Annotated in this window: 15 protein-coding genes; 9 read left to right on the top strand and 6 right to left on the bottom strand. The window is 69.9% G+C overall.

What is annotated here, in order from left to right:
• Nucleotides 1-4: 4 nt before the first annotated feature.
• Complete coding sequence (locus tag D7Y04_RS05765; RefSeq protein WP_121758572.1) at nucleotides 5-2,656, bottom strand: AgmX/PglI C-terminal domain-containing protein; 2,652 nt, start codon at nucleotides 2,654-2,656, stop codon at nucleotides 5-7.
• Nucleotides 2,657-2,695: 39 nt separating this feature from the next.
• Complete coding sequence (locus tag D7Y04_RS05770; RefSeq protein ID WP_233601281.1) at nucleotides 2,696-3,106, bottom strand: hypothetical protein; 411 nt, start codon at nucleotides 3,104-3,106, stop codon at nucleotides 2,696-2,698.
• Nucleotides 3,107-3,336: 230 nt separating this feature from the next.
• Between D7Y04_RS05770 and D7Y04_RS05775 the strand changes: the two genes are divergently transcribed.
• The 3 genes from D7Y04_RS05775 to D7Y04_RS05785 all read left to right on the top strand — a co-directional run bounded on the left by D7Y04_RS05775 (nucleotide 3,337) and on the right by D7Y04_RS05785 (nucleotide 6,711).
• A complete protein-coding gene (locus D7Y04_RS05775; RefSeq protein ID WP_121758573.1) occupies nucleotides 3,337-5,694 on the top strand; it encodes an MtsA protein in 2,358 nt (785 codons plus the stop codon).
• A gap of 232 nt (nucleotides 5,695-5,926) precedes the next feature.
• Nucleotides 5,927-6,163: a hypothetical protein gene (locus tag D7Y04_RS05780; protein WP_120600056.1), complete on the top strand. Its 237-nt coding sequence runs from the start codon at nucleotides 5,927-5,929 to the stop codon at nucleotides 6,161-6,163.
• Nucleotides 6,164-6,171: 8 nt separating this feature from the next.
• Nucleotides 6,172-6,711, top strand: a complete 540-nt coding sequence (locus D7Y04_RS05785; RefSeq protein ID WP_147454879.1) for a hypothetical protein — start codon at nucleotides 6,172-6,174, stop codon at nucleotides 6,709-6,711.
• Here the strand turns inward: D7Y04_RS05785 and D7Y04_RS05790 are convergent.
• The 3 genes from D7Y04_RS05790 to D7Y04_RS05800 all read right to left on the bottom strand — a co-directional run bounded on the left by D7Y04_RS05790 (nucleotide 6,708) and on the right by D7Y04_RS05800 (nucleotide 8,596).
• Complete coding sequence (locus D7Y04_RS05790) at nucleotides 6,708-7,667, bottom strand: hypothetical protein (protein ID WP_121758574.1); 960 nt, start codon at nucleotides 7,665-7,667, stop codon at nucleotides 6,708-6,710. The genes D7Y04_RS05785 and D7Y04_RS05790 overlap by 4 nt on opposite strands.
• A complete protein-coding gene (locus tag D7Y04_RS05795) occupies nucleotides 7,664-8,194 on the bottom strand; it encodes a hypothetical protein (protein WP_147477044.1) in 531 nt (176 codons plus the stop codon). Before D7Y04_RS05795 ends, D7Y04_RS05790 begins: the two co-directional genes overlap by 4 nt.
• A 99-nt stretch (nucleotides 8,195-8,293) precedes the next feature.
• On the bottom strand, nucleotides 8,294-8,596 hold the full coding sequence (locus tag D7Y04_RS05800) for a hypothetical protein (RefSeq protein WP_120600060.1): 303 nt from the start codon (nucleotides 8,594-8,596) through the stop codon (nucleotides 8,294-8,296).
• 252 nt (nucleotides 8,597-8,848) lie between these two features.
• Here D7Y04_RS05800 and D7Y04_RS05805 point away from each other — a divergent pair, with 252 nt between their 5' ends.
• The 5 genes from D7Y04_RS05805 (at nucleotide 8,849) to D7Y04_RS05825 (ending at nucleotide 18,107) form a co-directional block, all read left to right on the top strand.
• The gene (locus tag D7Y04_RS05805) at nucleotides 8,849-10,486 is read left to right on the top strand and encodes a calcium-binding protein (protein ID WP_121758576.1); all 1,638 of its coding nucleotides are present in this window, start codon (nucleotides 8,849-8,851) and stop codon (nucleotides 10,484-10,486) included.
• A 169-nt stretch (nucleotides 10,487-10,655) separates the two neighbouring features.
• Nucleotides 10,656-11,984, top strand: coding sequence for a thrombospondin type 3 repeat-containing protein (locus D7Y04_RS05810; protein WP_121758577.1), 1,329 nt, complete (start codon nucleotides 10,656-10,658; stop codon nucleotides 11,982-11,984).
• 36 nt (nucleotides 11,985-12,020) lie between these two features.
• Nucleotides 12,021-14,006, top strand: coding sequence for a vWA domain-containing protein (locus tag D7Y04_RS05815; protein ID WP_120578937.1), 1,986 nt, complete (start codon nucleotides 12,021-12,023; stop codon nucleotides 14,004-14,006).
• Nucleotides 14,003-15,793, top strand: a complete 1,791-nt coding sequence (locus D7Y04_RS05820; protein WP_121758578.1) for a vWA domain-containing protein — start codon at nucleotides 14,003-14,005, stop codon at nucleotides 15,791-15,793. Before D7Y04_RS05815 ends, D7Y04_RS05820 begins: the two co-directional genes overlap by 4 nt.
• Before the next feature lie 16 nt (nucleotides 15,794-15,809).
• A complete protein-coding gene (locus tag D7Y04_RS05825) occupies nucleotides 15,810-18,107 on the top strand; it encodes a hypothetical protein (RefSeq protein WP_121758579.1) in 2,298 nt (765 codons plus the stop codon).
• A gap of 50 nt (nucleotides 18,108-18,157) precedes the next feature.
• Here the strand turns inward: D7Y04_RS05825 and D7Y04_RS05830 are convergent, their stop codons facing one another.
• Nucleotides 18,158-18,601, bottom strand: a complete 444-nt coding sequence (locus tag D7Y04_RS05830; RefSeq protein ID WP_171809492.1) for a hypothetical protein — start codon at nucleotides 18,599-18,601, stop codon at nucleotides 18,158-18,160.
• Nucleotides 18,602-18,689: 88 nt separating this feature from the next.
• On the opposite strand from D7Y04_RS05830, the gene D7Y04_RS05835 reads away from it, so the two are divergent.
• Nucleotides 18,690-19,130 carry a hypothetical protein gene (locus tag D7Y04_RS05835; RefSeq protein ID WP_233601282.1) on the top strand — a complete coding sequence of 147 codons (441 nt, stop codon included), beginning with the start codon at nucleotides 18,690-18,692 and terminating at the stop codon, nucleotides 19,128-19,130.
• Nucleotides 19,131-19,138: the final 8 nt, after the last annotated feature.

Consider the following 19,138-nt stretch of genomic DNA (forward strand, 5'->3'; position numbering starts at 1 on the left):
CGCGTCAGTAGCCGACCGAGTTGAAGAGGAACGGGTACGTGATGATGACTTGGCCGCCCTTGGGAGCTGGGAACTGCCAGCCCTTCAGGCTGCTGAGGATGCACGCCTCGACGGAGGCGTTGCGGAGGGTAGAGGACTTCGTCTTGGCGGAAGCGACGCGGCCGTTGAGCCCGATGGCCCACTCCAGCACCACCTTGCCAGCGAGGCCGGGGTCCTTGAGCAGCGCGCGCTCGTAGCAGCCGTGCACCTCATTGAGGTGGCTGTTGATGACCTTGGCCACGGCTTCGCGGTCCACGGTGCCCTGGGTGGAGGAGATGCTGCGAGCGGTGGCGCGCGTGACGGTGCCGCCCACCGCGCCCTTGCCCACGCCGCCAGCGCCCAGCGCGCCAATTCCGCCGCCGCCCTTGCCGCGCAGCAGCTCCGCGCCCAGGGTGGCGCCGCCGCCCTTGCCGCCGCCGCCCAGGCCGAAGGTGCCCAGGCCCGCGTTGGCGATGGGCGCCTTTCCGATGAGGCCCGCGAGTTTGTAGTTCGTCTGCTTGGCGTTCTTGCTGCCCGGGCCGCTGCCCAGCTTGTCCACGGCGGCCAGCAGGTCGTTGGCGGCGGGGCCCGCGGCGGACAGCTTCGCGAGCGCCTTGAGCGCCTTGCTCTCCGGAGCGGCGGCCACGGCCTTGGGGACCTGCACTTCCTTGACGGGCTTGGGAGGAGCCTTCTCCGCGACGACGGGCTTCTCCTTCACGGGCTCCTTCTTCTTGAGGGCCTCGAGCTTCTTCTTGGCCTCTTCCTTCTTCTTGGGCTCGGGGGCGATGAGGCGCAGCGCGACGGGCGGGAGGTTTTTCTGGGTGAAGTCCGCGGTCGCGGGGCCTTGAGGCCGGGTGGCGATGAACCAGCCCAGGCCGCCGCCGAAGATGGCGAGGAAGAAGAGGGTGAGCCAGGGCAGGCCCTTGAGCGGGTTGACGAAGACGCGCTCGGGGGCGGGGGCCGCGTAGGCGACGAGCGACATCTTGCCCTGGGTGAGGCGGGCGGCGGCGCCGTCGCGCAGGGTGACGAAGCGGCGGCTGCCGTCGGACTCGAGCGCGGCGGTGGTGACGGGGGCGAAGCGGCCGTCGCTGTGCGCCTTCTCCACGTCGGTGCCGGGGGGCACGAAGAGGCGGTAGTTGCCGTTGACGGACTCGGCGAGGGTGAAGTCGTCACCTTCCGGGAGGGTGAAGCCCCACAGCGGCATGGGGGCCAGTTCCTCCTGGGCGGCCTTCACGGGCTTCTTCGCGTCCGGGGCGAAGCGGCGCGCGTCGCGGCGCACGGCGCCCCAGTACAGCTCCAGGTAGAGCTGGGCCGCGCCCTTGCCCGGGCCGATCTTCGGCGCGTGGGTGGGGCGGCTGGCCGGGGTCTTGTCGAGGACGAGGGGGCCGGAGGTGGGCGCGGGGCCGTCCGTGTCCAGGTCCGCGAGCAGATCGTCCGCGACGAGGAGGCTGGGCATGACCTCCGACGGAGGACGGCGCCGCGCGGAGGGGACGGTGCCCGGGGGAACGGCGGGAGCGGGGGCCGGCTTCGAGGCCGCGGGCTGCGCGTGCGCGGCGTGGGCACCATTCGGGTGCGCGGCCTGCGGTGCGTGGCCCGTCTGAGCGTGCGCGGCCTGGGGATGCCCCGCCTGCGCGCCGGGGTGGGCGTGCGCGTTCTGCTGAGCGAAGGCCGCCTGTTGAGCCTGTTGCGCCTGCTGCTGGGCCTGCGCACCCGGATGCTGCGAATGCGCCGCTTGTTGAGCCTGCTGCGCGTAGGCGGCCTGCTGCTGTGCGTACGCAGCCTGCTGCTGCGCGTAGGCGGCCTGCTGCGTCTGCTGCGTCTGCTGCGCCTGTGCCGACTGCTGGGCCTGCGCGGCGCGCTGCGCCTGCTGCTGCGCGTGGGCGGCCTGCTGCGCCTGCTGTTGTGCCAGTGCGGCCTGCTGAGCCTGTTGCTGAGCGTAGGCGGCCTGCTGCGCCTGCTGCTGAGCGTAGGCGGCCTGCTGCGCCTGCTGCTGGGCGTAGGCGGCCTGCTGCGCCTGCTGCTGAGCGTAGGCGGCCTGCTGCGCCTGCTGTTGTGCCAGCGCGGCTTGCTGAGCCTGTTGCTGCGCGTATGCGGCCTGCTGAGCCTGCTGTTGTGCCAGCGCGGCTTGCTGAGCTTGCTGCGCGACGACGGTCTGCTGCGCGTGCACGGCCTGCGCGCCGTGCTGGGGCGCGAAGCCATTCGTGGCGGGCCCGAACGCGTGCGTCGCCCCGTTCCCTCCGTTCGGGATCGCGGAGTGCGGAGCCCCCGCACCTCCGAGGAGCGCGGCGACCTCGGGCGGCGGCTGCGGCTTGGTCTCGACGGGACGCTGGTTGAGGATCCGCGTCTTCAGGACGAACGGACCGCACAGCACCTCGTCCACGGAGCGGATCTCACAGGCGGTGACCTGGTGCCCGTTGACGAAGACGCCGCTGGTGCCTCCGCCCGCGTCCTGGATCGCGGTGCGACCATTCTGGAAGTACAGCAACGCATGGCGCGGAGACACGGACGCATCGTCCAGCCGCAGATCCGACGACGCATCGGAGCCGAGCGCGTAGGTGCCGGGGACGAAGACCTCCGTCCCCACCAGGAGGCCGTCGCGGAGGATGACGACTTGCAGGACGCTGGGCTGGCCGCTCAACGGTGACGCTCCCTTCGAAGGGTGATGGGCGGTACGGCCCTACTGATCGTAGACGGTGGCGAGCGTCTCCGAGCGGAAGCTGTCGCGCTCGCGGAGCATCGACCGCGTCTTCAATTCCTTGCGGTCATAGAGGTACACGGCGCCGGACTTGTTCGTCTGGCCCTGGATGAGGCGGTCGTCGAAGTCGATGCGCGACGGGCCGCGCTGCGGCGGCGCGGACGACGCGGCGGCCGAAGCATCCCCCGTCACAGGGTCCGTGACGGCCGTGCTCGACTTCGTCTCGATGCGCGGGGGCGCCTTGCTGGAGCCCTTCTTGGGCTTGGCCGGCTTCACGGCCTTCGTCTTGGGAGCGCGTGCACGCCCCTGGGCCCAGGCATCGTTCGCGGGGGAGAGGGGACCGAAGCCGAGCACGCTGGCGACGGCACAGAAGAGGAGGAAACGTCGCATCATCAACAGGTTAAGCGATGCGAGCCCCGACCTGTCAACGCACACTCCAGCCCCATGGCATGGCCTGTGGCGATCAGGTGTGGGGGGCAGTCCACCTCACCTGGGGCGGACCCTCCACGACTTGTCCTTCTTCGTGCCGGTACGCTGGAAACGTCCCGTGGGATTCCCTCCGAGCGGCGCCTCCCCAGCATGCGAGCAGACGTGGCACGAAGTCATCGTGACACGGTGGGCGGATGGAGGATGCTCGCGCGCGGGAGGCATGCCCACGCGTGATAGGTGTCACTCGCCATCGAGGATGGATCGCGGCCGTGCTCGGGGCCCTGGTGCTCCTGGGCATTGGGGTCTTCGTGTGGATGCCCCCGAGCGGGCCCGCGCCAACGCCCACGCCCGCGCCGTCCGCCGCCCCCGCTGCACCGCGCCCCATCCTCCAGGCGGTGGGCCCGAAGCTGACCAGCAACCAGACCTCGCAGCCGCTCGCCCTCTATGGTGAGAACCTGGTGCCGGGCCTGAGGCTGGTGCTCGGAGCGCCCCTGTCGAGGGAGGTGCCGCTCACGGTGGTGGACGCGCGCCATGGCTACGCGAGGCTCCCCCCCGACCTCAAGCTCCCCGAGGGCACCTTCCAGGCGGACGTGCAGCTGTCGCTCGCCGCGACCGGTCCCCGGCCCACGGGCACGGCGCGGCTCACCCTGGTCAACGACGCGGCCTTCCCGGACCTGATGGCGATGGCGCTGTCCCCGGACGGGCGCACGCTCTTCGTCGCGTCGCCGCCCACGGACACGGTGTTCGCGCTGGACGTGGAGTCCGGCCGCGTGGAGGCGATGGCGGTGGGAGACGGGCCGTCCGCGCTCGCGACCTGGAAGGACGCCAGCGGCCATCCCTGGTTGGGCGTGGCCCACCAGTACGGCGCGGAGCTCTGGCTGTACGCACTGGACGCGCCGGAGCGGAAGGCCCGGGTCGTCCCCGCGCCCTCGGGTGCATGGGGCCTGGAGGTGGATGGAGCGAAGGGCGTGGCCTTCGTCGCCGAGCACCTCCGAGACACGGTGCACGCGCTCGCGCTGGAGGATGGCCGGGAGAAATGGAGCGCGGCCGTGGATCCGAACCCGCGCGCGATGGCGCGGTGGAACGGACTGCTCGCGGTGGGCAGCCTCCAGACGGGGCAGGTGGTGCTGCTGCGCCAGGATGACGGCCGGGAGCTGGCGCCGGTGGTGCCGAAGCCCGGCGTCCCCATTGTCGGAGGCACCACGGAGGCCTTCTCCGCGCAGGTGATGGGCGGCAAGGCGCCGCGAGCCCTGGTCGCGAGCGACCGCTTGAAGCGCCTCTTCATGTCGAGCCTGGGGCCGAACGTGGGGCCCAACGCCCAGCGCATGGAGGTGAGCGCGAACAGCGGAGTCGCGGTGCTGGACCTGGACCGGCAGGAGGTGGTGCGGCACCGGGGCTTCGGCGCGGGCGTGACGGAGGGGCTGGCGCTGGATGACCGAGCGGGGCTGCTCTACGCGGCGGACGTGGGCCTGGGCCAGGTGCGGGTGCTGGACGCGAAGGCGCTGGTGAAGAGCGACGCGGCCGCGCGAGAGGCGGTGCTCCAGACGCTGCCGGTGCTCGCGCCGGAAGGCACGCCGTGGATCCGCCCCGTGGAGGACCTGGGGACGAAGGGGAGGGCGGGGCTGGAGCTGCACTCCGGGCCGCGCTCGCTGGCGCTGTCCCCGGACGGGCGCACGCTCTACGTGCTCAACCGCTTCACGGGCACGGTGGCGGTGGTGGACGCGAGCGAGGCGCGGGCGGGAAAAGCGCGTGTGACGCGGCAGTGGCCGGTGGTGGACGTGCGTTCGCGCGAGCAGCGCCGGTTGGGCCAGGTGCTCTACTTCTCCGACGTGGGTCGCACGGGCATGAGCTGCGACGCGTGCCACATCGAAGGGCACACCGGCGGCGTCTTCTTCGAGAAGACGCGCCCCATGCGCATCTACCGGTCCACGACGGCCCTGGGCAGCCGGGACACGCCGCCCTACTTCACGCCCGCGAGCACGCGCAGCATCGCGGAGACGGTGGAGACGGTGGGAGGGCGCAACCGCTACCACAACCCGGATCCGCTGCCGTCGGAGGTGGAGGCGCTGGCGCTCTACACCTCGCTGCTGCCCACCGCGCCCAACCCGTACCGGGGAGAGGACGGCGCGCCGCTGGAGACCGTCACGCTGCCGGACGGCAGGGCTGGCCATCCGGTGAAGGGCCTGGCGCTCTTCGAAGGGAAGGCCCGGTGCATGGCCTGCCATCCCACGCCCCTCTTCACCCTGGACCAGGACCCCTCGACGCGGGGCCAGTATCAGGACGTTGGAACGCCCATCGCGCTGCCGCTGCGGCTGGAGCAGCAGCAACTGGTGGCAGGAGCAGCGCCGCCCTCACTGGTGGGCACCTGGGACGTGTGGCCCCTCCTGACGAGCGCCACGGCGGGCTACACGGTGCAGGAGGACCGGCTCGTGGTGGGCTCACGCTTCCCGCTGCGCACGCTGCTGGAGACCCCAGGCCTGACCCACGGCGCCGCGCAGGAACTCACCGCCGAGGAGCGCGACGACCTGCTCGCGTACCTGCTCACACTGTGAGTAAAGTCGACGTATGCCGCGATTGCTATCTCTGGCAGTCTTCATCAGCGCCGCCGCCCTGCACTGGGCGTGTGCCGCGGCTCAAGCTCCTGGCACACCGATGCACTCCGCATGTCGCGAGCTTCCGACCATCGAGGAGTGCCGTGTCGCCGCAAAGAGCATTACGGACGAATGCCTTCGGGAGTGCGTCAGCCTCCAGTGCGGTGGTGCGAAGATAAACTGCGGAGCGGACGTGAAGAAGGAGTGCGCGCTCCGGAAGGGCACCGGCGTCACCGCGCTGGGGTACGTGTGGAGGCCGCCGGATGCGGGCTGCCAGAATCCGGTCCACGAGGTGAACTGGTGCGAGGAGCCCTCGTCGCGCGAGTGCCGTGCCCAGGCGATGGTGCATGAACTGGCCCATTCCTGTGGCTGGAAGCATCGGCAGGGCTTTGGGGTTCCTGGCGACGATGGAGATCTCCGGTGCGAATGACACGCTCGATGCTCCTGACCCTCAGCCTCATGGGACTGAGTGGCTGTCAGGGGGGCCTCTTCTCCAGTGCGAGGCCTGGTGCCGACGCTCAGGCCGCCACCTGCCCCACGCATGAAGCGGCAGCCGCGCGGGTGGAGTTCCAGCACGCGGGCTTTGACGGACAGACCCTGTCAGGGCGCCTGTTGCTGGGGACCTCGAGTGGAAGCCTGTGCCTGGACCGACGTCTCATCGAGAGCCACACGCTGACGGTGGAGCGGGTCCTGGACTGTGCCAACGGGCAGCCCCTGCCGTTCCTCGTCGTCGACGTCCGGACGCCACCGCGCAGGGCAGAGGACATCCTCCTCCTCGAGCCAGGCCAGTGGTACGGGCGGGATGTGTCCGTCCCCCTCTTCCCTCAGTCCGCGACCGGGCAGCCCGGACCTGAGTGCGTCGATGTGGAGCTCTCCGTCCACGCACTGGATGCCGCCAACATCGCGAAGCCGAGGCTGCGCGTGACGCGCGCCCCGACTCCCGAGCGGGAGCCTCCACCCTTGAAGCCCGCGCCCTAACGCGCGGTCCCGGAGTGGAAGGGGAACAGCACCGCGGCACGGACCCGCGTGCGCATCGTTTCGGCGACCAGGGGCCACCCGAACGCCGCGAACGTGAGCACGGCCATCATCCCACTGAACATCCACAGCCCCATCATCACCGCGATGCCCAGGTGCAGGCTCATCGTCAGCGCCACCCAGAGCCCCCGCGTGCGCCGGGGCCAGACGCAGAACGCGTAGCCCACCTCCACTATCAGCGTGCTCCACGTGGCCAGCTTCACCATCCACGGCACCGTCGCGAGCCACGCGAAGTCGAACTGGCCGTACTGGGGCTGCATCAGCACCTCCCAGAGCGCCGTCCCGTCCCGCCACACGGGCCCCAGCATCTTCTCCAGACCCGTGGTCAGGTAGATGAGACACAGGTGCACCTGCAACACGCGCAGCGACAGCGTCGCCAGCGCGGACGGCGCGCCGGAGAGCCTGCCCGCCCGCACGTCCAGGGAGTACGCCGTGCCCACCGGCATCACCGCGCAATAGAACAGGCTGATGTGCGCGAAGGTCTCCACGCCGTAGGAGAAGAAGCTGATGCTGTTGAGCAGCACCGTGTGGAGGATCCACGCCACCACCGACGACAGCCGCGTGTGCAGGCCCAGCAGCAGCCCCAGCAGCGCCACCACGTAGACGAACGTCAGGCCCTGGATGCTGGCCGCCTGCGAGAAGCCCAGCGGCGCCAGCGCGGCCACCACCGCGCCCACCCGGGGCACGGCCGGGGACGCCATCGCCTCGGAGACGCTCCAGGGCACCCAGCCCTGGTTGCCCAACAGCTCCGGCAGGCTCTCCGACAGGCTCCACGCCTGGATGAGCAGCAGCGCCGCCACGCCGATGCGCAACACGCCCAGCGGCTGCGGAGAAGAAGGCTCGCCGACGAACGCCGCCAGCCTGGCACCCACGGCGGACTTCCAGGTCCGGGCGCTCATGGCGTCACCTCACCGGTGGACACGGCCGCGGGCACGCGCCGCTGGAACTCCGCACGGTAGGCCTCCGTCCAGAGCGGCTGCGACCCTTGCATGTGTCCCTCCATGCTGGGCAGCTGGAGCGACTCCACGCGCACCGTGACGGCTTTCGCGTCCGGATGCCGGCCGAACATCGCCGCCGCCCACGCGCGGGCCAGCGCGTCCCGGCTCTCCTCCAGGCTGAAGCGCAGGTTCATGGAATGGATGCGCACGCTCACGGCGCCGTTGTCGGACCGGAAGTCGTCGTGCAGCTGTTCGCCGGACGCACCTTCCAGGTCGAAGGAGACACGCACCGCCGGGCTCACCCCGGGGGCGAAGAAACTGAAGCCACTGCTCGAGCCCGTCCAATGCCCATAGGCCTGGGCCCAGGGCCTCCCGGTGTCTGTCAGCGGGAGCAGGGGCACGTGCAGCGCGCCACGGGCCACCATCAGCAGGTGCAGCACGGCGAGGCCGGTCAACAACCCGTGCCGGGGAGTCAACGTGTGTCGCATGGGGGCTCCAGACCGAGCGCCGGAGGGGGCACCTCCGGCGTCGGGTCCGTCTTGAATGGACCGCTACATCACTTCAGGGGGTTGTGACGTCAGCTGGCGTCAGTTGCAGTTGCCCGAGATGCTGCCGCCGCCGATGAAGATGCCCAGCAGGTTGCCCGTGGTGTTGCCCAGGATGTTGCCGCCACCGAGGATGTTGCTGAGGATGCCGCAGTTGCCGTTGCCGCTGCCGGAACCACCCGCCAGGGGGCCCGTCTTCGACACCAGCACGACCTCCTCCATCGACACCGCCATGCGCGGATCATGGCTCTTCACCTCACGGTTGTGAGCCATCGCGCCCGTCGCGCCCAGCGCCAGCACGAACATCGCCACGGTCCCGCCCAGCTTCACGTGCGTCTTCTTCATGGTCTTGCTCCTTGGGGATTGGTTGGACAGCGAGGGCAATGTCTTTCCCCTCCCCGAAATCGGAACCATCCCGGGAATACCAGGATTCTGTTGGGGGCTGATTCCAGGCGGGATGTGGACATTCCAGTCTGGTTGGCGGCGAGCTTTTCTCTGTCGGCGCGAAAAGGCGGGAGCGGTGTCGGGGCCTTCACGTGGAGCCGGCACTCGGGTCGCTTGCGTTGGAAGGGGGGGCTGAGGTCTACAATCCAACGAATGCGTTCCTCCCCCCGGGTCGCCTGGCTCCTGATTCCAACGTTGTGGCTGTCGTGCACCGACGCGGGGCTCTATTCGATTGATGACCGCGCGGGCGGTACACGCGACCGCGCCAACTTCGAGGGAGACCTCTGCGTCCCCGAGGCCACCGGCGACGCGTTCCCCGTGAAGGTCATCTTCGCGCTCCAGGGCGGCACCGGCGTGGAGCCAGAGGTGGTGGGCTCCGCGGTGGACGGGCTCGCCACGCTCACCTCGCGCTTCACCGGTCCGCAGGTGCGCTTCGGGCTCGTGGCCTTCCACTCGGTGGCCACGGGCCTTCAAGGCAGCTTTACGGACGCCGCCTCCTTCCAGGCCGTCCTGCCTCGCTACGCCAGCTACCAGCAGCAGGGCCCCATCAGCATCCGCTCCGCGCTGCGGCTGTCCAAGAGCCTGATGTCCGGCGACATGCAGGCCGCCTGCAAGGGCGAGGTCGCGCGCTCGCGCTACGTGGTCGCGCCCGTCATCCGCAGCTCCGACGTGAGCTGTGACAACCCGGCCTACAACATCGGCATCGACAGCCGGTGCACCGCGCTGGCCCAGGCCGCCGGCTGCAACGCGACCCCGGAAGCCCAGGCCCAGTGCAACGCCTCGTGCAGCCAGTGCGAACTGACCGCCGTGGTGGGCGAGCTCAAGGGCCTGGTGGAGCAGCTGGGCGCGGGCGACGTCAGTGTCCAGCCCGTCTACGTCCGCGGCCAGACGCCGGACCCCGTCACCCGCCTCCAGGTGGCCGCCATCGCCAACGCGGGCGGCAGCGCGCCCGTGGAGACGGACTTCGTGGGCCTGCCCAACGCGCTCGCGCGGCTGGACTACGGCGCGCTCGACAACGCGCTCAAGCTCAAGCGCTTCCTCGCCTTCAACCGCAACGTGCAGGTGCGCAACGGCCAGATGCTCACCGACAGCGACGGCGACGGCGTGTCGGACGACGACGAGCGCGCCCTGGGCCTGGACCCGACCTCCCCCGACACCGACCAGGACGGGCTCATGGACGGCGTGGAGCTGCGCATGGGCCTGGACCCGCTCGCCGTGGACATCATCAACGGCTGCAGCGTGACGCAGGACACGGACGGCGACCGGCTCAACGACTGCGAGGAGCGCGTGCTCGGCAGCGACCCCTGCGTGGGCGACACGGACGGCGACGGCCTGCCGGACCTGGTGGAGGCCCTGTCGCAGACGAACCCGCTCATCGCCGAGGACCTGCTCGACACCGACCGCGACGGTGCCTCCAACGTGGCGGAGGTGGAGGCCCACACCGACCCCCTCAGCGCCGACCTCGACTTCCACCGCGAGCGCGGCTACGGCTACTCCATCGTCCCGCTGCCGCCCACCGCCACCAGCGACCGCGCCTGCTACCGCACCCGCGTGGAGAACGTCTCCCTGGTCCCCACCCTGGAGCGCCCCCACCCGCTGATTCCCGGCGAGGTGATTTCCGCGGGCACCAACGAGGTCTACCTCTACCTCCAGGTGGGCCGGGACAATGATCCGCGCGGTGCTGGCGTGGGTTCGCTCTTCATCCAGGAAATCCAATACGACCCCGACACGGGCCGCACCCCCGCAGGCATGGTCCCCATGCTCTCCGACGACTTCATCGTGGGCACCTGAGACGGCCCCCAGCGTGGGGTGTCCCCCACAGTCTCAATGGGGTGTCCCCCCCACACCCTTCCTGTAGCAGGCTCTTCCGAACGCGCAACCCCTTGAAGTTCCTGACCCTGAAACTCCTACAGACGCGGGATCGCCTCTTGCTAGGGCAGGGGTTGTGAAAGGAGTCACCATGACTATCGGTCGCATTGCCCCCCTGTTGGCGCTCGGAGCGTTCCTGGTGCTGAGTCCCCGCACCGTGCAGGCCCAGGAGCAGAACCCGGACAACCCGGAGTGCCTCGGAGACGAGTGCGGTCGCCCGAAGGAGGAGGGCGGCGGCTGCGGTTGTGGCTGCGGCTGTTCCGTCTGGGTGGCCTACACGGACGACGGCAAGACGCTGTCTTACACGGACGACGCGGACGGTGACGGCAAGGCGGACGACAAGGACAACTGCCCCTTCACGTCCAACCGCGACCAGGACGACACGGCGGACGGTGACCTCGTCGGCACCGCCTGTGACAACTGCCCCGCGGTGTCCAACGCCAACCAGCTGGACGGCGACGGCGACGGCATTGGCGACGCGTGCGACCCGGACGACGACAACGACGGCAAGCTGGACGGCGAGGACAACTGCCCCACCATCCCCAACGCCAACCAGGCGGACAACGACCAGGACGGCATCGGCGACGTCTGTGACGCGGACGACGACAACGACGGCGTGCCGGACGGCGAGGACAGCTGCCCGCTCGTCGCCAACCCCATCCAGACCGAGATGCCGGCGGACCTGAGCCAGTGCCGCGTGGACGCGGACGGCGACAACGTCTCCGACAACCTGGACAACTGCCCCGGCCTGTCCAACCCGGACCAGAAGGACACGGACGCGGACGGCATCGGCGACAAGTGCGATCCGGACATCGACAACGACTCCGTCCTCAACGCCGCGGACAACTGCCAGCTGGTGGCCAACCGCGACCAGGCGGATGACGACGGCGACGGCATTGGCGACGCGTGCGACACGCGCTACTGCGTGGTCCTCAACAAGGACAACCCGAACGACTGCCTCGACCCGAAGTCGCCCTTCAGCGTGGGCACCGGTGGCTCCATCAGCGTGGAGAAGACGGGCATGGCGGTGCGTCCGCCCCTGTTCGCCAACCGCAACGGCGCGGCCATCGAGTACACCTGGACGGTGGTGAAGCGTCCCTCCGGTTCCACCGCGGTGGTGGAGAACCCCAAGGGCGCCGTCACCTACAGCCGCCACTGGGAGTACCAGTACGTGGACGGCAGCGTGCCCAACTTCAACCCGGACAAGGAAGGCGAGTACGAACTGCAGGTGTCCACGCGCCTGGCCTTCGCGGACCGCGTGTTCCCCAATGAGCGCGCCTCCGTGTCCAGCCTCTTCGTGAAGGTGGGCAAGCAGGACTCCGAGGGCGGTGGCTGCACCTCGCTGCCTGCGGGCGGCAGCGTCGCGGCCCTGGGCGCTGGCGTGCTCGGCCTGCTCCTGCGCCGTCGCAAGAAGGCGTAAGTAAGGATGTTCCCCGTGCCAGGAGGTCCGCATCGCATGCGCCGTCTGCTCGCTGTTCCGTTTCTTGCGACCGGCCTCCTGGTCCTGGGTGTGCTGTCCTGTTCAGACACGCTCCTGGAGCCTCGCGCCCAGGAGCAGTCCCAGTTGGATGACCGGCTGACGCTCACCGGCCGGGTGTGCACGCGTCCGGCGAACCCCACCGGCTTCCCGGTGAAGGTGGTGCTCGTCGTGGACGAGTCCGGCAGCATGTGTGTGTCGGATCCGCCGGGCTCGCAGGAGGGCAGTGGCTTCTGCGAGCGCGCGGAGGTGCAGGCCATCATCCCGCCGGGCGTGACGGAGCCCGCGCGCGTGCGCGCCCTGAAGAACGTGGTGAATGGCTTCCGGCGCATCAACGACGCGCGCCAGGGCAACATCAGCATCGCCATTGCCCCGTTCGAAACGAACGTGAAGAACACCTGGCCGCCGGCCTCCACGGGAGACCGCTTCGCGCCGCCGGGCAACATCAACAGCTACATCGAAGGCCTGCAGTCGCAGCTGGGCAAGGGCACGGACTACCAGGGCGCGCTCAGCTACGCGTACAGCCTCATCGCCAGCGACATCGAGGCGGTGTCCCAGTCCACGCCGGAGTTGTTGCCCCGCACGCGCTACGTCGTCGTGTTCCTCACGGACGGCACGCCGTACCCGCGCTGCTCCGCCAACGACGACCTGTCCGCCTACGCGGGACCGGATACGCCGGACCTCACCTGGCGCGACTCCATCACCAGCTTCTGCAACGCCACCAGCACCACCGACGCCATCACCGGCTTCGAGGTGGGCACGGACCGCAACCAGAACTACCAGCTCTTCAGCTACGTGCGCCGGCTGATGGAGCTGAAGACGCAGTACAACGTGGGCGACGTGCGCATGCACACGGTGCTGCTCTTCAACGAAGAGGCTGTGCGCGCCTGCGGCCCCATCTGCCAGGACATCTACGGCACCTATCCGGGCGTCCCGGAGGCGCAGTACCCGGCCGCGGCGAAGAAGATCGCCTCCTTCCTGCTCAAGCGCTTCGCGGAGATGGGCAACGGCGTGTACCAGGAGTTCAGCGACACGGCTGAAATCTCAGAGCTGGGCCTGGGCGCGCTGGACTACTCCTCCTTCGCGTCGCCCAACGTGATGAAGACGCTGCTGGTGGAGCCCCTGAGCTCCGCGCCGGGAGATGACGGCCGCGTGCTGGACAGCGACGGCGACGGCGTCCCGGACGCGTTGGACAACAGCTTCACGCTCAAGACGAACCCCTTCACCATCGACAGTGACGGGGACTGCCTGAGCGACGGCTTCGAGTACCGGCGCCAGGACCAGGGCTTCAAGCCGGGCAACGACCTGGACGCGCGCGGCTGCAACCCGCAGTCTCCGCTGACGCCCGGCTGCATCTGCCGGGACACGGACGGTGACGGGCTGTCGCAGTTCGCCGAGGACTACCTCAAGACGCGCCAGGGCATCGTGGACAGCGACGGCGACGGCATGCCGGACGGGCTGGAGGCGAAGTACGGCCTCAACCCGCTCCAGTCGAGCGTGTCCGGCCTGGACACGGACGGCGACGGCATCCCGGACGACGAGGAGTTGAAGGCCGGCAGCGACCCCACCCGGCGCGACCGGCCCTTCCACGACAAGTACGGCATCCAGTACGAGGTGAAGAAGGTCCCGGGCGGCACCGACACGGACGGCGTCTGCTACGACTTCACCGTGTCCAACCTCCAGTTGGTGACGCCGCCGGACCGCTCCGGCGTGAAGCAGGGCTACAACCTGTTCAAGGTGTGGTTCGCGGAGGCGCCGGAGAGCGGCGTGGCCACGGACTACGGCGTCTGGCGCACCGCGTGCGCGTGGGCCCAGTACGCGCCTCCCAGCGTTCGCGTGCCGCTGGCGCCGGACCTGGCCATGGAGGACGGTGACTTCCGCCGTCCTGACCAATTGGTGGATCCCTGGAGGACCCAGGGCAGTTGCGTCGGCGTGTCGCCGTCGCAGGGAGGGGCCTCGCCGTGAGCCGCGCGGGACGTTGGTGGGCGCTCTGCCTGGTGGGGTTCGCCGTGGTGGTGGCCTGTACGGACTCGTACCTCTATGACCCGCGCCGCGACACGGACGTGCCCGCGGACCGGGCCGTGGCGCTGGACGGGCGCTTCTGCACGCTGGGCGCCAATGAGGTCATCCGGCCCATCAAGATCATCGTCGCCATGGACGCCAGCCAGTCCATGCGCGTGAGCGACCCGGACGGTGTGCGCGCCACGGCGCTGGTGGACCTCATCGAGAACCTCCCGCAGGACGAAGAGGTCTCCATCGCGGTGATGCTCTTCGCGGGCAGCACCACTGCGTTCCTCACGCAGAACCCCGGGCCGCCGCTGGAGGACGGCTTCGTGCAGGTGTCGCGGCTGGACGCCACCGCGAAGGCCATCCTCACGGAGAAGCTGCTCACCTTCCGCAACACGGACACGTCGCCGAACCGGGACTCGACGGACTTCGTCAAGCCGCTGTCGGACATCTACTCGCTCATCAACACGGACATCGCGCGGGCGCGGCAGCAGCCCAGCGGGAGTGACGCGCTGGCGCAGGCGCGCTACTCGGTCATCTTCCTGTCGGACGGCAAGCCCACCAACAACCAGGACGACGAGCTCATCCGCGGCGACGCGGTGGTGCGCATCCGCCAGCTGCGCGACCTGGTGGAGGACGTGCGCTTCAACACCGTGCACGTCTTCAACCCCGTCCAGCCCGTGCCGTCCGTGTGCGACCTGGTGGCGGAGGACGGCGGCTTCGGCGACGGCGGCTGCCCGCTGCTCATCATCAACCAGAACGCGGACCGTCTGGAGAAGATGGCCACGCTGGGCGGCGGCAACTTCCGCGACTTCCGCAACAACGAGCCCATCAACTTCCTCAACTTCCAGTTCGGCCAGGTGCGCCGCGCCTTCATCGTGAAGGACTTCGTGGCCTCCAACTTCTCCGCGCCCCCGGGCAGCCCGCTGGACGAGGCGGACACGGACGGAGACGGCCTCTCCGACGCGCGCGAGTACGAGCTGGGCACCAACCCCAACCTGCGCGACACGGACGGCGACGGCTTCAGTGACGGCGTGGAGGTGTACTTCCGCGACCGCGGCGTGCAGTTCGACCCCACGCAGGTCGCGCAGCCGGACGGCGGCGGTCTGGACAAGGGCTGCCCGCCCGCGCTGCGCGGCGTGGACACGGACTGCGACGGCCTCCTGGACTGCGACGAGCAGTTCATCGGCACCAACGCCACCCTCCAGGACAGCGACGGCGACGGCGTGCCGGACGGCATGGAGTGGCGCGGCGGCACGCAGGGCTCCAGCAAGGACCTGGACGAGGACCCGGACACGGACGGCCTCACCAACCGCAGCGAGCTGCGCATGCACATGCGCCCCTTGCAGGTGGACACCGCGAACCTGGCCTCGGACGCGTACCGCTACAGCATGGAGGCGGACGGCCCGGTGGATGACCAGGGCCGCCAGTGCTACCGCTTCCGCGTGGACAACGTGCTGCTCGCGCCCACCATCGCGATGATCGCCGACGGCGGCGTGGACGGGGGCGTGGATGCCGGCACCGTGCAGCGCGGCGCGGGCTACAACGACATCTACCTCTCCGTGGCCATGCTGCCCGCGGACGACCCCACCGCGCGCACGCTGGTGCGCACCTTCCGCGTGGACTCCGTGCGCTACCCGGTGGGCGGCATCAAGTCGCCTCCGAATGGCGTCATCCGCGTGAACCCCGAGGACTTCGTGGACGGCTGCCCCGGCGTCGCCCCGACCCTCTCGCCCGTTCCCTGATTCCTCCGAGCTCCCCATGCGCCTTCGCACCCGACTGCTCCCGCTCGCGCTCCTCCTGCTGGCCGCCTGTTCCTCCGACGGGGACGACACGCCGGACGCCGGCACGGGCGTGGTGGAGGACCTCTGCAACAACCGCGAGGAGGCGCTGACGAACGCGGACTGCGAGCTGAAGCCCGGCGTGCCCATGGAGCGCTACCTGGCGCTCACGGGCGACGTGAAGGCCGGTGACGAGGACTGGTACCGCGTCAACATCCCCGCCACCGCCAACGCGCGCACGCTGGTGCACGTCACCGGCACGTACCTGGCGTCCAGCACGCCGGTGAACCTGTCCATCTCCGTGCGGGAGAAGGACAAGGACACCTCGCTGGTGGCGAAGTCGGACCAGCACGGCGCGGGCGCTCCGAAGCCGGTGGACATCGTGCTGCCGTACGGCACGCCCAGCACGCAGCTCATCATCGTGGTGCGGGACGCGCCCACGAACCCCGCGCGCCCCAACTACGACGCGCGAAACGCCTACCGGCTCACCGTGGAGCTGTTGGAGAACCCGGACACGAACGAGCCCAACGACGTCACGCCCACGCCCATCGCGCTGGCGGCGCAGGGCGCCGTGCAGGTGGGCACCGCGCAGGGCTACCTGGCCACGGACAACGACGTGGACCGCTTCAGCTTCCCGCTGACGGCGGGGAAGATTGCCTACGTGCGCATCACCGCGCCGGACCAGGGCTTCGCGCCCAACTACCGCCTGTCCTACGAACTCTTGCGCCCCAACGGCACCGACAAGGAGTCGGAAGGCAACGTGCTGCCCAAGGTGCATCCGGGCGTGATGGCCACCGCGCGCAAGGTGAAGCTGGCGGGCACCTGGACCCTGGTGGTGAAGGGGTACAAGGGCAACAACGATCCCGTGCCCGCGGGCGACCTGCGCCAGCCGTATGAAGTCGAGGTCCGCGTGGTGGACGAGGAGGACCCGCGCGACCAGTCCGGGGACAACGACGCCTACGCCCGCGCGTACTCGAACAACCTGGGGACGACGGGCGCGACCACGACCTTCGAGGGCCGGCTGGGCTACGTGGGCGACCGCGACTGGTTCGCGGTGAAGCTGTCCAGCCTGACGAAGCCCAGCGTGCTGCGCTACCGGCTGACGGAGCGGCCCACCACCACGCGCTTCGACCCGCTGCCCCTGCCGCTGGGCCAGCTGGCGGACCGGCAGGTGCTGGTGTTCAGCACCGTCAGCACGACTGTCACCGCGGAGCAGCGCGCCACCTGCTCCAACAACCCGGCCGTGTGCCCGCGCGACACGCGCGAGCACCCCGACGCGCTGGGGCTGGTGCAGACCTACTGCAACAACGCGGAGGCCGTGCTGTGCATCCAGTCCATCCGCGAGGAGTCCGACCCGGCGCGCTTCCCCGGCCTGAGCAACTTCCAGGGCGCGCTGCCCGTGCCCTCGCACGGCACGGAGGTGACGTACCACTTCGTGGTGCAGGACGACGGCAACAACTGGGCGGATGACCGTGACTACCGGCTGGAGGTGTCCTGGGCGGCGGAGGACACGGAGGAGGAGAACGCCTACAGCGGAGGCGTGGAGCAGCCGCGCTCCAAGACGCTCGGCGGCGTGGGCACGGGCAACCTGCCGGTGGGCAACGCCACCTTCGAGGCGAAGGGCCAGCTGACGCACGGCCACGGCCGGCTGCGGAACAACGACCGCGCCACGGGCCTGGGCGTGCGCGGCCCCACGGACTACGACGCGGTGCCCTCCGACACGGACACCTTCGAGTACCAGCTCCCCGCGCTGAGCGCGCCCGAGGACGCGGCGTGGCTGGTGCAGTGGGACGTGGACAACCTGCCGGATGGCGGCACGCCGCACGGACTGGCGCTGGATTTGACCTTCTGCGACGGCACCGCCACGGACGGCGGCGCCGGCACGTGCACGCCGGTGACGACCACCAGCACGGGCGGCGCGCTGACGCTGGCCTACAACCCGACGGCGATGCGCGCGTGGCACACCACCGCGAGCGCGCCGCTCAGCAGCTACCAGGCGCTGTACCAGTTGGAGAAGACGGCCACCACGACGCGCGTCACGGTGGCGCCCTACACGTGCTCCTGCCTGGAGCGGCGCTTCATCCAGGGCGGCACGCTCAAGGTGGCGGTGAGCGCCACCGAGCGCACGGACTACACGCCCGTGGGCTACACGCTGCGCACCGGTTACGGCGACTACCCGCGCAGCTACACGGCGGCGGATGGCGGTTCGCCCACGTCGTGCCCGGCGCCCACGCAGGACGGTGGCACGTGGGTGGGCGGTTGCCAGTTCACCCGGTAGCCGCGCCGGGCGGGCGGCGGGGCTTCACGCCTCCGCCGCCTTCGCCGGGACTACGGCTTCGGCGCCGCGACGCCCTTGCCCTTGAGCGTCAGTTCACGCGTCTCGCCGTTGGCGGCGTTGGACTTGAGGGTGAGCTTGCCGGTGAACTCCTGCGCGGCGTTGGGCTTGAAGGCGACCTCGATGAAGGTGCGCTTGTAGGTCTCCAGCTTCAGGGGCCCGTTCTCCGGCCAGTCCTCCGGCTTCTTCATGGTGAAGACGCTGGGGCCGGAGATGGAGGCCTCGGTGAGCTCCAGCGTCTGGATGCCGCGGTTCTCGATGTAGAGCGTGTTGAAGGTCGTCGCCCCCACGTAGGTCCCCGCGGAGAACTCCGTGTCGAAGCTCAGCTCCGTACGGTCGATGAGCAGCTGCGGCGTGTTCGGCAGGTCCTCGCTCTCGTCTCCGCAGCCCGCCAGGGCGATGATGGTGAGAGGCAGCCACAGGTTGCGCATGCGCATGGACATCCACTCCTCGCTGAGGTTCAGAAGAATGTCTGGTGTTGTAACACGGAATGTCTCGCGACTGGCGTTCGCTGTGTTGGGATTGATGCTCGTCGCATGCGGCGGCTCGCGGGATGACTTCATCGGCGCGCGCGTGCTGGATGTCTGCAAGGCGTCCTGGCCCGTGTGCAGTGAGTACGCGGGCTGCATCCTCGGGCCGGAGAGCTACTCCGAAGGCCGCTTCCCCGGCCGCGGGCAGGTGCTGGTGCGCGTGCCGGAGGCTTCCACCATCAAGGTGAGTTTCTACCTGGAGGAGGTGACGGCGGCGGGCGAGGAGACGGCCATCACCGTGCACGAGGAGGGCTGCCGCGCACGGCAGCGCAAGGCGTCCACGGGCCGCGCGGCGTTGGATCAGATGGAGAAGTTCGGCGTCTTCACCCAGCAGGCGGACGTCACCGGCGTGGGTGACCACCTGGTGGAGTTCGACTCCGACATGCAGGCGCGCTACGTGGTGAAGGTGGAAGTGACGCCGCTGCGCCTCCAGTAGCGCGTCAG

Source organism: Corallococcus sp. AB038B, assembly GCF_003668955.1.
In the GTDB taxonomy this organism is placed as follows: Bacteria; Myxococcota; Myxococcia; order Myxococcales; family Myxococcaceae; genus Corallococcus; species Corallococcus exiguus.